Below are 12,596 nucleotides of genomic sequence, written 5' to 3'. Positions count from 1 at the left end.
ACTGTTAAGGCACTTCGATCTCGTTTACGATCTTATTAATGATATCTTCGGAAGTTACATTTTCGGCTTCAGCTTCATAGGTGATGCCAATTCGGTGGCGCAGGACATCATGCACTACGGCACGCACATCTTCAGGAATTACATATCCTCTTCGCTTTATAAATGCATAACATTTTGAAGCCATGGCAAGGTTGATACTTCCCCGAGGAGAAGAACCAAAACTTATTAGAGGTTTTAGATCGGCCAGACGATAATTTTCCGGAGTACGCGTGGCAAAAATAATATCGAGTATGTACTTTTCGATCTTTTCATCCATATACACATCCCGAACCGCAGCTTGTGCTCTTTTTATCTGGTCGAGGGTAACCACAGCATTTACTTTTTCATATCCATCCTTTAAATTCTGCCGAATTATTAGTTGTTCTTCGGCCATTTGAGGGTATTTTATCACCGTTTTTAACATAAAACGGTCAACCTGAGCTTCCGGTAGCGGATAAGTTCCTTCCTGCTCTATTGGGTTTTGTGTCGCCATTACAAGAAAAGGTCGATCCAGTTCGAAGGTGGTTTCTCCAATGGTCACCTGCTTTTCCTGCATGGCCTCAAGTAGTGCCGATTGTACTTTAGCCGGTGCTCTGTTGATCTCGTCGGCAAGCACGAAGTTGGCGAAAATAGGTCCTTTCTTTATACTGAAATCATTGACCTTCATGTTATAAATAAGGGTTCCAACAACATCGGCAGGAAGAAGATCGGGGGTAAATTGTATTCTACTGAAAGTTCCGTGAACCGCTTTAGACAAGGTGTTTATGGCAAGAGTTTTTGCCAGACCGGGCACTCCTTCCAGCAATATATGTCCTTGTCCTAATAGTCCAATAAGCAATCTTTCGATCATGTGTTTTTGACCAATGATCACCTTATTCATTTCCAAAGAAAGGATGTCGACAAAAGCACTTTCTTTCTCAATTTTTTCGTTTAACGCTCCAATATCCAAAGTGGTATCTGTTTGTTCCATATCTTGTTTTTACTATAGCTGTACGGGGTTTTTAACAACCACGCAAATTGAAGATTTATTGCTTAAAATGCTGTTAAGAATTGGTTAAAATAAGAAAAGGAAAGTGCGTGACACTTTCCCCTTGATAATTTTGATTGAATATTTTTTCTAAAAATCGATGGTACCAACAGCGGTAACTTCTCCAATACGTATTTCAATATCCTCAATGATATAGCTTTCCGTTTTATTGTTTTGAGTAGCGATCACTTCTATATCGTAGACATCCTGGTCGAAGCCATTCATAAAGAATTCACCTTGTTCATTAGGATAAACCCGTACTGAAGTCTTGTCGTTATGTACATTAATGCATACCTCGGTATTTACCGGCACGATCACACTTCCTAAAATAGCACCATCTGTCTTGATGCTTTCATCGGAAACCTCGATCTTAAGATCGGGGATGTCATATCCTTCTTTTTCTTCGGCTTTATTAAATCCGTTTAACCCTATAAATAAAAGCGCTAATACTGCTAAAGTGATTACATTTTTCATAATGATTAATTTTATTTTAAATATACCCGATTTGGTGGGATACACCTTAGGACTTAACATTGATTAACAGCTGATTTAACAAGCTTTAACGAACAAAAAAAGGAAGCGATGTTCGCTTCCTTTTTTAAGTTTTGGTTGACCTTATTTAGCCGATTGCTATAATTCCAGATCGATCGTACCTAAGGTAGTCACCTCTCCTACTGTGACATTTACATTCTGTACGACAGCAGCATTCAATCCCGCAAGTGGTTCGGCTTCAACGGTTACCGTGTAGGTTCCTTCAGGAACACCACTTAAAACAAAATCTCCCGAAGCATTCACATATGAAGAAATTTGGGTAATTCCGTTATCGGCTGTAACCAGTGTCTGGAAACCTAATGGTAAAACGGCTCCGCTTATAGACCCTGTTTCGGCTGTGGTTGATGCACGAATTACAGGTTTTAAGGAATAGCTACCATTCCCTTGTACAACTATGGACTCTTCCACATCGAAATCGAGGATAAATTCATAGAATATTCCGGCTTCTAATGTTTCATTTACCTGAAGTTTTAACCCGGACTGTTGAGCACTTGGGGTAGCTAATGGATACGTTTCTCCATCGACAACCACCGTATTATTATCTCCAAGAATAAGGCGTATCTGACTAATCGATCCGACAGGGATTTCATCATCCACAAGGACGACACTTAAACCACCTGTTAACGTAAGCAGATCGTATACCCCTCCATTAACTTCACCAATGGATACCTCATCTTCACTTCCATTGTACTTAATAACGACATCTTGGACATCAATAAATACGTTGTCATAATCTCCCGGTGCATCGACGAGTTTAACCGACATTCGCGCGGTTCCTTCATCTACATTCCCGGAGGAATCATCATTGCTACATGCAACAAATCCCAGGACTAACAATACTGCAAAGGCAATACTTGCGATTCTTTTCATTTTCATAATTATTTTTGTTTTATAGGTTTGTACGGCAAACATAACCCACTCCACTTTCAATTATTTTCTTATTAACACAGATTAACGCTTCAATTAACGCTCGTTTAACTTTAGATAATGTTAAAGAAATTCTATTTTTAGAAAAAGTTTAACGATGACAAAAAGAACAGCGCTAATTACCGGAGCCACTTCAGGAATTGGAAGGGCGACGGCAAGGGTTTTTGCCAATAACGGTATTCAAATTATTCTCTGCGGAAGGCGACAATCCCGACTCGATTCACTTTCTCAGGAGCTTTCAGATAAGACCCAAGTGACCACACTAAATTTTGACGTTCGGGATAAGGCTTCTGTCTTTCAGAACATAGAAGATCTCCCAAAAACATTTTCAGAAATAGACATCCTAATCAATAATGCGGGTAACGCTCATGGTCTGGACCCTATCCAATCCGGAAGTACCGAAGACTGGGATGCCATGCTGGACATCAATGTAAAAGGCCTCTTGTATGTAAGCAAGGCGGTGATCCCGGGAATGCTAGCGCGAAGCAGCGGTCATATCATCAACATCGGTTCAACGGCCGGAAAGGAAGTTTATCCCAATGGAAATGTATACTGTGCCAGCAAGCATGCCGTAGATGCCATTAATCAAGGAATGCGGCTGGATTTAAACGGAAAAGGAATTAAGGTGGGGGCTATAAACCCCGGCTTGGTAGAAACTGAATTCAGTGAAGTGCGATTTAAAGGAGATAGCCAACGTGCTAAAAAAGTATATCAAGGGTTTACCCCTTTACGCCCCGAAGATATAGCAGAAATTATTTGGTTTGCCGTAACGCGTCCGCCCCATGTAAATATCGCAGATCTCACCGTAATGTGTCTGGACCAGGCAAGTAGTGTGGTGGTACATAAAAGATAAAAGTTGAAGGTTACAAGTTGAAGGTTTAAAAATAGTATATGGCAAAGATTTCTTGTTTTGAAGATTTAGAGATTTGGCAAATATCCCGGGAGGTTTGCAAAGATGTTTGGACTGTTGTTAACACCACTCCATTGAAAAAGGATTTTAAATTAAAAGAACAGCTAAATGGTTCTTCGGGTTCGGTGATGGATAATATAGCTGAAGGGTTTGAAAGAGATGGAAACAAAGAATTCATCCACTTTTTGAGCATCGCCAAGGCTTCCTGTGGTGAAGTACGATCACAGCTTTACAGATGCATGGACAGAAATCATGTGGATGAAGCAACCTTTGTTAGAATTTACGACAAAGTGATTTTAAACAGCAAAAAAATTAAATCCTTTATGGTCTATCTGAAAAATTCGGATCGCAAAGGATCAAAATTCGATTAACTTGCAACCTGCAACCTGCAACTTGAAACCACTTGTTCAAACCCATGATCAACAAACGCCTACTTATTAAAAACCTGCTGGCTCATAATGATGAGAGTAGTTTCTATGATAAGAAACGGCAGATCGATCTGGGAAATAAGGAAGGAAAGGCCAAATTTCTGAAACATATCTGTGCGCTTAGTAATAGCAACCCTAAGAATAATTCGTATATGGTGATTGGGGTAGAGGATGAAACCAACGAGATTCGTGGGGTCGATTTTTTTGACGATAGTAAACTTCAGAACCTGGTAAATGCCTATCTAACACATGCGCCCCTCATTATGTACGAAAATGTGGCGTTTCCGCACCTGGAAGAAGGAAAGGTGGTAGGATTGGTCACGATTCGACCCAATGGGAAGATCACATCACTGCGAAAGAACATCTGGAAGTATTGGGGCGGTTCTATCTTTTTAAGAGATGGTAGTATTTCGATGCCTAAGGATTTCGATATTGTCATCGAAGATGTAAATTCTGAAATTGTTCAGGCCATAGAAAACAAGGCAAAAAACAACATTGAATTGACTCTGGACGGGGTGATCGATTTTATAAACCACCGTCACAACGATCTGGACTCACATTATAAGGTCTTCAAAGAACTGTTTGTAGTATGTTGGGCGGGGATCACGAAAAGGGTTAAGGACAAAACCTATTATTCTAGAGTGGATATTGAATTAATTAATGAGCAGGTACGGCTCTTTTATTCGGCTTTGGACGAAGTGAGTATAAGCTACACCAACGATGTCTTTACCATTATTGAATATGTACATCTGGGGCTTAATGATCAGTTTAAATATTACCCTCTGGAGGAAGTGACGATCACTTTTAAGGAGAATGGGTATTACAATATTGATTCTCAGCTTATTTTTGAACCACCCCGTTTCAATAAAAAAACATTACATCATATTTATAATTCCAATAATGCCTTAGTTGAAAAACTAAAGAATAAAACTTCTTTGTCGGCTTCAGAAAAAAAAGATTTGCAGCATCTACCGGCTACTTATCTTATTTGTTACCTCAATGATTTTTCCGAAGCCAAAAAAAAATTACTGGAATCGAAACCATATTTGAAACAAATGGGGGAAAATGTATACCAATCATTTAAGGAGTCGGTAAGGATCCTTAGAAAGGTAAAGTATAATTAAAGTAGCTTTCCTTGTATTTTTATATCTTTAAAGTTCAACTTTTTAAAACCTGAAATCTCATGGGAATATTCGATAAGATCAAAGAAAAACTCAGTCATGAATTTATAGACATCATCGAGTGGCTGGACTATACAGACGATACGATCTGCCATCGTTTTGAACGCTATCAGAACGAAATAAAAAACAATGCAAAACTTATCGTTCGCGAAGGCCAAACCGCGGTTTTTATCAACGAAGGACAACTGGCCGATGTATTTACACCCGGAACATATACATTAAACACTAAGAATCTTCCCATACTTACTACCCTAAAAGGATGGAAATACGGCTTTGACAGTCCGTTTAAGGCCGAAGTATATTTTGTAAATACGCATCTATTTACCGACGAAAAATGGGGTACCAAAAATCCCATTACGCTTAATGACGAACGTTTCGGGTTGGTCGAAATTCGTGCTTTCGGAACCTATGCATTTAAGATTAGTGATCCCGGTAAATTTATTGTAGACATCGTTGGAACGGATAATAATTTTACAAATTTCGAGATCAACGAACACCTCAAAAGCTTGATCGCCACCCGGTTTACAGATACTGTGGGAGAGGCCAATTTGCCTATCGAACTTTATGCTGCCAATACCACCGAATTGTCTGAAACCTGCAAGGAAGTCATGCAGCCCGAATTTGCCAGTGTTGGTATTTCACTCGAAAAATTCTATATCGAAAATGTCTCTATGCCCGAAGATCTTAAGAAAGAGATCTTCGAATATAGCCGTATCGACAAACTTGATCTGGATAAACTTACCAAATTCAAAACAGCCAAGGCCATTGAAGCTGCTGCCACCAACGAAGGCGGAACGGCAGGTGCCGGGATGGGCATGGGAATGGGATTTGTACTCGCACAACAAATGGGCGGGATGATGGCTCCACAAATGGGGGGTCAGCAAGCACCTATGCAGCAGGGAGGCACCATGCCTCCGCCAATGCCGGTTGCTGTTCAGTATTATTATGCGGCCAACGGACAACAGGCAGGTCCTGTATCTTTTGAACAGCTGAAAGGATTATTTGCCGGAAGAACGGTGAACAAAGATACCTTGGTCTGGAAGCAGGGTATGAGCGAATGGAAACCAATTCATGAAGTGGAAGAACTGAAAACATTTTTGGGAGGAAGCACTCCACCACCTCTGCCTCAATAATTTTTTCTGCTTTAAAGGTATCCTACGGGCTTATTTTTTGGCCGCAGTAGTGCTTTAGATTATTCATGGAAGATATCGCACCAAAAAAATCGGAACTTAAACGATCCTGCGTCAATTGTGGGGCAGAATTACTATATGCTCCGGGCACTACCGAATTGGTCTGCGAATATTGCGGATATCAGCAGCAAATTGAAGCTCCCGAGGAAGGTTTCAGGGAACTGGAATTAAAACCTTATCTCGATCAACTTGGGAGTCAGTCGCACAGCGAAATGATCACCATGCTGCAATGTAAGAACTGTGGAGCGACGCAGCATGTTGAGGAAAATTACAAATCGCTGCATTGTGTGTACTGCAGTATGCCCCTCATTATTGAAGACCAATACCGTGAGGAGTGGATTCTTCCAGGGGCTGTTTTACCTTTTCAGATAAATCAGGAAAAAGCACATCAGATCTTTAAAAAATGGGTCGATGGGTTATGGTTTGCTCCTAATAATCTCAAAAAAGCCGCATTAGATCCTAAACATACCAAGGGACTCTATTCACCATATTGGACCTTCGATGCTCAACTTGACGCCTCGTATACCGGACAACGGGGGGATTATTACTATGTAAGTGTTCCCTATACTACTACGGTTAACGGCAAAACCGTGACACGTACCCGTCAGGAACGAAGAACCCGCTGGACGCCTGCGAGTGGCCATATATCCGGTTTTGTGGATGATACACTCATAAAAGCTTCAAAGCAAAAATCGGGACAGATCCCGTTAAAGATCGCCCATTGGAACCTTCAGCTCTTAAAGCCATTTAACAGCAGTTATCTCGCCGGATTTGTTACCGAAAAATATACGATCCCTTTAAAGGATGGGCATCTGGAATCGAACAAAGAAGCACGCAGGATCGCCGAACGATGGGCATGTCGCGATATTGGAGGCGATACACAACGGGTTTCGAGCATCAATATGAAGTTAAGCAATGAGACCTTTAAGCATATCCTTTTACCGGTTTATGTGAGTGCCTACGTCTATAAAGGAAAACGCTATAATTTCTTTGTTAACGGACAGTCCGGAATAATTTCCGGACAACGTCCTTATTCCTTCTGGAAGATATTTTTCTTTGTGCTCGCAATTTTGGCGGTGCTTACTGTAATCGTTATATTAATGCAACAATGAGCACATTTGTAGTTGGCGATATACACGGTGGTTTGCGGGCTTTAGAGCAGGTATTAGAAAGAATGAATTATTCTGAAAATGATCGCTTTATTTTTGTTGGTGATTATGTGGACGGTTGGAGTGATAATGCCGAAACCGTTGATTTTCTATTGAAATTTTCTGAAAAACAAGAATGCATCTTTATACGGGGAAATCACGATGAACTGGTATATAATTTTCTGAATAAAAAGGAGAATAATCCGGTTTGGCTGGCTCATGGCGGGGAATCCAGCAAAAAAAGTTACGCAAAGCTTTCCGAAGCGGAAATAGAAAAGCATATTGTCTTTTATAAAAACCTTATCAACTATTATATCGACGAGAAGAACCGACTTTTCCTGCACGCCGGATTTACAAATCTTAAAGGTCCGCAATTTGAATATTTTGAAACCATGGTCTATTGGGACCGAACCCTATGGGAAATGGTTTGTACCATGGATCACAACATGGATGAAGATGACGATCGGTTTCCGAAGCGATTAAAACTTTTTCATGAGATCTACATTGGCCATACCCCTACTACCCGAATTGGTTTTAACACTCCGGTAAATTTCTACAATGTATGGAATGTGGATACAGGCGCTGCCTTTAAGGGGCCTTTGTCGGTTATGGACATAGATACTAAAATGATCTGGCAAAGCGATCCTGTTTACACGCTTTATCCTGAAGAAACAGGACGAAATTAGATAGGATGTATCTCAAAATTCCGCACTTCAGGGATCACATGACATTCGTCTGCATTCACTACTATCGCCTCTGAAGTGAAATTTTCGTAGTTGTCACCCGTAATTGTAATGATGTATGTTCCTTCACGCTCGGCGGCACCGCTAAAGGACTCCTGACCGGGGATCAACATTAATTCTTCAGAATAGGTTCCGTCTATAGCGGTAACGGTAATTCCTTCGGTAATGACTTGATTCGTTTGTGAATTTTGAACAGTAATAGTTAATCCATATACGAGTATTTCGGTACAGGCAATTCCTCCGTCATCATCTTTGGAATTGCAAGAGATTAATGTTGTTACAACAAAAAGTAAGAGTATCCTTTTCATAATTTTTTCCTTATCAAACGCCAAAACGAAATAAAAAGTATAAAAAAACCGCCTCCCTGGAAGCGGTTTAAAAACTGATTATATTCTTAATTACAGATCGAATTTTATTCCTTGTGCCAAAGGCAATTCGGTAGTGTAATTGATAGTATTGGTCTGTCTTCTCATATAAATCTTCCAGGCGTCACTTCCGCTTTCACGTCCGCCACCTGTTTCCTTTTCGCCGCCAAAAGCCCCGCCAATTTCTGCACCGCTGGTACCAATGTTCACGTTGGCAATTCCACAGTCGCTACCTGCATGTGAAAGAAACCTTTCGGCTTCTCGAAGATTATTGGTCATGATCGCTGAAGATAATCCTTGTGCTACCCCATTCTGTATGTCAAGGGCATTTTCTACATCACCGCTGTATTTCAGCAAATATAGTACCGGTGCAAAAGTCTCGTGTTGCACGATCTCAAAATCATTCTTGGCTTCAGCGATGGCTGGTTTTACGTAGCATCCACTTTCATAGCCTTCACCACTTAGAACGCCGCCTTCAACGATAATATTCCCGCCTTCTTGAACTACTTTTTCCAAAGCATGCTCATACATTTTTACCGCATCTTTATCGATCAACGGTCCTACATGGTTGTTTTCATCCAGCGGATTTCCAATTCGAAGTTGGCCGTAAGCCGCAACAACTGCGTCCTTTACTTTATCGTATATGCTTTCATGAATGATAAGACGTCTGGTGGATGTACATCGTTGTCCGCAGGTGCCCACAGCTCCAAAAACGGCTCCAATAACTGTCATTTTTATGTCGGCATCGGGGGTAACAATAATGGCATTATTTCCACCTAATTCTAGTAAAGATTTTCCTAGGCGCTCTCCTACGGTACGGCCCACGATCTTTCCCATTCGGGTTGATCCGGTCGCAGAGATAAGAGGCACTCTTTTATCGGTAGTCATAAACTCTCCTACTTTATAATCACCATTGATAAGACAAGAGATTCCTTCGGGAAGGTCGTTATCTGCAAACACTTTTGCAGCGATCTTTTGGCAGGCGACTCCGCATAAAGGTGCTTTTTCTGAAGGCTTCCATACACATACATCACCGCAGATCCAGGCTAATGCAGTATTCCAGGCCCAAACCGCTACCGGAAAATTAAAGGCCGAAATAATTCCAACAACTCCCAGTGGATGATATTGTTCGTACATACGGTGTCCGGGGCGCTCACTGTGCATGGTCAATCCGTGTAACTGACGCGAGAGACCCACGGCAAAGTCACAGATATCGATCATTTCCTGAACTTCTCCCAGACCTTCCTGATAACTTTTCCCCATTTCGTAGGAAACCAGCTTCCCCAATGGTTCTTTTAAACGTCTTAGTTCATCTCCAAATTGTCGCACTACTTCCCCACGGAGTGGTGCAGGCATTACGCGCCAATCTTTAAAGGCGGTGGTTGCCTTTTCCATTACCTTTTCGTAATCTTCACGTGATGTGGTTGTTACTTTTCCTATGAGTTTACCGTCTACCGGTGAGTAGGACGCTATGGCATCACCTTCCGAAAACCAATCGCTTCCGGTGGAGGTTCCTTTATTTATTTCTGAAATTCCCAATTGTTGTAGGGCTTCTTCGATTCCGAAGGAAGTTGCTACTGTTGACATGTTCATATTTTTTTTAAGTGCTTCTTCAGTTTAAGATAAGGATTAGGCGCAAAACCCAACCGGCTGCGAAGGTACGCAATAGGGAGTACAATTTGAAATGAAACCGAAGGACTTTCCGAAGCAATCCTAATCTGCCGTAAAACGCTCGTCGGTTTCCATAACGGTTCCGCATTTATCACAGGTTCTAAGGTCTATGGAATTGTAGAAGTGTTTAAAATGTTTTAGGAAATCGGTCTCAATATCGACCAAAGGAAAATAAACTTCGTACAGCTTGTTGTTACAATTATCGCAATACCACAGTAGGCCATCCTTTCCGGCACGATCCTTACGTTTGAGCTCCACGACCAGACCAATTGATCCTTCTTCGCGATTGGGGGAATGAGGTACTTTACCCGGGTGAAGATACATGTCTCCGGGGCCCAGTTTCATTTCCTTTCGCTCCCCGTCTTCCTGGATCACTACGGTTATATTACCTTCCAACTGATAAAACAGTTCCTCGGTTTCGTTATAGTGATAATCCTTACGGGCATTTGGACCTGCTACGACCATCACAATGTGGTCTTCAGAATCCTTATAAAGATCCTTATTCCCTACAGGAGGTTTTAACAATTCACGATTGTCTTCTACCCATTGGGTTAGATTAAAAGGTTTTGGAATAGCCATAGCCGTATTTTTAAGTAATTACGTAAAAATACGGCAAAAGCTTAAATCTGAAAAGGATCGCAGCTTACTTTCTATAAAATAGTTGGGTAAAGTAATAGGTCCCTTTGTCATTTTGCATTACACCAAAGCCTGAATGTGTGTAAGCTCCTTCGATCACTTTTTTATGACCTGGACTGTTTAACCAGGCATTTACAACGGCCTCGGCTGTGGCATACCCATACGCTACATTTTCACCAACAATCGTGGCGCCTCTTTCTTTAAGAGCATTGGCGCGAACATTAAAATTGTCATGATTGATCTTCTGAGTGTCGATCATATATTGAGTATGATCCACAGCGTAAGCAGAAGCGTACTGTTGGTCTTTTTTAATAGCGGGTAATCCTATTGACGCTCGGTGGTCATTTACAAGGACTAGAATTTCATTTGCCATCACCCAATCGGTTTCATTGGCAAGGTTGAGGTCAATGGTGTAATTCAATTCTTCTGAAGTAACACCTTCATCTTTTTGACAAGAGGTAACGAGGCAGATAAACGCCATGGCCATAAGGCCGGTTTTAAGTAGGTTCATATTGCGGGGGGCATCAAATTTGGGGCATGATGCTGGTTCAAATATAGGAAAAAGATTACTACAAATTACATTTTATCGTATTTTTTTGTCACTTTATCGATGTTTTGTGATGATCCTGTAGAATATTCTGTAGGAATCATCCGTCGCAATTGGTTGTAAATAGCGGATTTCTAGTTATATTAGTGCGAGCTTTAAAAAAAATAATGATGATTAGAATTTTAACATTTATTTGCCTCATTTTAATATCAATTGGGTGCAAAAACGAAGAAAAAAAAGCGATCGAAGCCACAAATTCTTCCGAAATTAGAACAGAAAGAGCTGATAACTTCGGAATAGTCATTCACGGAGGCGCCGGAACCATTTTAAAAGAAAATATGAGCGACTCCCTGGAACTAGCCTATAAAAGCAAACTGGAGGAAGCCATCCGTGTGGGACATGAGATCCTGAAAAATGGAGGAACGGCCATGGAAGCGGTGACCAAAACCATTAATGTCATGGAAGACTCACCACTGTTCAACGCTGGAAAAGGTGCCGTTTTTACCCATGAGGAAACCAACGAGCTCGACGCCTCTGTGATGGATGGGGCTACTCTAAATGCCGGGGCAGTCGCCGGGGTAACTCAAATTAAGAATCCCATAGATCTGGCTCTGTCCGTGATGAACGATTCCCCTCATGTGATGCTAAGTGGTAAAGGAGCAGAGCTCTTTGCTAAGGAACAAGGATTTGTGCTTGTCGATCCCTCCTACTTCTACACACAAAATCGATTTAATTCACTTCAAAGAATTAAAATGGCCGAGCAGGAAAAAGAAACGAAAGTTTCATTTGCAGACCCATTTATTAAAGACTCAAAATTCGGAACCGTGGGTTGTGCGGCTTTAGATAAGAACGGTAATCTTGCGGCAGGAACCTCAACCGGAGGAATGACCAACAAGCGATGGAATCGAATTGGAGATGCCCCTATAATTGGAGCCGGCACCTATGCCAATAACGCGACCTGCGCAGTTTCTTCAACAGGTTGGGGTGAATATTTTATTCGCGCTATGGTCGCTCATGATATTTCAGCCTTGATGGAATATAAAGGATTATCCCTAGCCGAAGCTGCTAAAGAGGTCATTCAGAAAAAAGTACCGCAACTCGGCGGAGATGGTGGCGTCGTAGCTATAGATAAAAATGGAAACGTAACCATGGAATTCAACACAGCAGGAATGTATCGCGCTCATATGAATGCTAAAGGTGATCTTAAAATTGGTATTTATAAAGAATAAGAT

At 41.3% G+C, this 12,596-nt stretch carries 14 protein-coding genes; 7 read left to right on the top strand and 7 right to left on the bottom strand.

Annotated elements, in window-relative coordinates:
- Positions 1 to 4: 4 nt before the first annotated feature.
- From ALE3EI_RS05195 to ALE3EI_RS05185, 3 genes are all read right to left on the bottom strand, one after another.
- Complete coding sequence (locus tag ALE3EI_RS05195) at positions 5 to 1,009, bottom strand: AAA family ATPase (protein ID WP_186991600.1); 1,005 nt, start codon at positions 1,007 to 1,009, stop codon at positions 5 to 7.
- A 147-nt stretch (positions 1,010 to 1,156) separates the two neighbouring features.
- Positions 1,157 to 1,540: a hypothetical protein gene (locus tag ALE3EI_RS05190; protein WP_186991597.1), complete on the bottom strand. Its 384-nt coding sequence runs from the start codon at positions 1,538 to 1,540 to the stop codon at positions 1,157 to 1,159.
- Between the two features lie 156 nt (positions 1,541 to 1,696).
- Positions 1,697 to 2,494 (bottom strand): DUF4382 domain-containing protein, encoded by a 798-nt coding sequence (locus tag ALE3EI_RS05185; RefSeq protein WP_233280006.1) that lies wholly within the window; start codon positions 2,492 to 2,494, stop codon positions 1,697 to 1,699.
- 148 nt (positions 2,495 to 2,642) lie between these two features.
- Between ALE3EI_RS05185 and ALE3EI_RS05180 the strand changes: the two genes are divergently transcribed.
- From ALE3EI_RS05180 to ALE3EI_RS05155, 6 genes are all read left to right on the top strand, one after another.
- Positions 2,643 to 3,398, top strand: a complete 756-nt coding sequence (locus ALE3EI_RS05180; protein ID WP_186991594.1) for an SDR family NAD(P)-dependent oxidoreductase — start codon at positions 2,643 to 2,645, stop codon at positions 3,396 to 3,398.
- 38 nt (positions 3,399 to 3,436) lie between these two features.
- Positions 3,437 to 3,826, top strand: a complete 390-nt coding sequence (locus ALE3EI_RS05175; protein WP_186991592.1) for a four helix bundle protein — start codon at positions 3,437 to 3,439, stop codon at positions 3,824 to 3,826.
- A gap of 44 nt (positions 3,827 to 3,870) precedes the next feature.
- Positions 3,871 to 5,007 carry an ATP-binding protein gene (locus ALE3EI_RS05170; RefSeq protein WP_186991590.1) on the top strand — a complete coding sequence of 379 codons (1,137 nt, stop codon included), beginning with the start codon at positions 3,871 to 3,873 and terminating at the stop codon, positions 5,005 to 5,007.
- Between the two features lie 59 nt (positions 5,008 to 5,066).
- Positions 5,067 to 6,197, top strand: coding sequence for an SPFH domain-containing protein (locus tag ALE3EI_RS05165; protein WP_186991588.1), 1,131 nt, complete (start codon positions 5,067 to 5,069; stop codon positions 6,195 to 6,197).
- Between the two features lie 65 nt (positions 6,198 to 6,262).
- Positions 6,263 to 7,366, top strand: a complete 1,104-nt coding sequence (locus tag ALE3EI_RS05160; protein WP_186991585.1) for a TFIIB-type zinc ribbon-containing protein — start codon at positions 6,263 to 6,265, stop codon at positions 7,364 to 7,366.
- Positions 7,363 to 8,088: a metallophosphoesterase family protein gene (locus tag ALE3EI_RS05155; RefSeq protein ID WP_186991582.1), complete on the top strand. Its 726-nt coding sequence runs from the start codon at positions 7,363 to 7,365 to the stop codon at positions 8,086 to 8,088. Before ALE3EI_RS05160 ends, ALE3EI_RS05155 begins: the two co-directional genes overlap by 4 nt.
- Here the strand turns inward: ALE3EI_RS05155 and ALE3EI_RS05150 are convergent.
- The 4 genes from ALE3EI_RS05150 to ALE3EI_RS05135 all read right to left on the bottom strand — a co-directional run bounded on the left by ALE3EI_RS05150 (position 8,085) and on the right by ALE3EI_RS05135 (position 11,328).
- The gene (locus tag ALE3EI_RS05150) at positions 8,085 to 8,453 is read right to left on the bottom strand and encodes a hypothetical protein (protein ID WP_186991579.1); all 369 of its coding nucleotides are present in this window, start codon (positions 8,451 to 8,453) and stop codon (positions 8,085 to 8,087) included. The two genes, ALE3EI_RS05155 and ALE3EI_RS05150, sit on opposite strands and share 4 nt — an antisense overlap.
- Positions 8,454 to 8,543: 90 nt before the next feature.
- Positions 8,544 to 10,097, bottom strand: a complete 1,554-nt coding sequence (gene amaB, locus ALE3EI_RS05145) for an L-piperidine-6-carboxylate dehydrogenase (protein ID WP_186991575.1) — start codon at positions 10,095 to 10,097, stop codon at positions 8,544 to 8,546.
- Between the two features lie 126 nt (positions 10,098 to 10,223).
- Positions 10,224 to 10,760, bottom strand: a complete 537-nt coding sequence (locus ALE3EI_RS05140; RefSeq protein ID WP_186991573.1) for a 3-hydroxyanthranilate 3,4-dioxygenase — start codon at positions 10,758 to 10,760, stop codon at positions 10,224 to 10,226.
- Positions 10,761 to 10,824: 64 nt separating this feature from the next.
- Positions 10,825 to 11,328 carry a CAP domain-containing protein gene (locus tag ALE3EI_RS05135; RefSeq protein WP_186991570.1) on the bottom strand — a complete coding sequence of 168 codons (504 nt, stop codon included), beginning with the start codon at positions 11,326 to 11,328 and terminating at the stop codon, positions 10,825 to 10,827.
- Positions 11,329 to 11,534: 206 nt separating this feature from the next.
- On the opposite strand from ALE3EI_RS05135, the gene ALE3EI_RS05130 reads away from it, so the two are divergent.
- Positions 11,535 to 12,593 (top strand): isoaspartyl peptidase/L-asparaginase family protein, encoded by a 1,059-nt coding sequence (locus tag ALE3EI_RS05130; protein WP_186992308.1) that lies wholly within the window; start codon positions 11,535 to 11,537, stop codon positions 12,591 to 12,593.
- Positions 12,594 to 12,596 lie beyond the last annotated feature (3 nt).

The sequence above is a fragment of the Constantimarinum furrinae genome (assembly GCF_014295415.1).
GTDB lineage: Bacteria > Bacteroidota > Bacteroidia > Flavobacteriales > Flavobacteriaceae > Constantimarinum > Constantimarinum furrinae.
The sequence above is the reverse complement of the archived record's forward strand: the minus strand, read 5'-3'. Positions and strand labels throughout refer to the sequence as shown.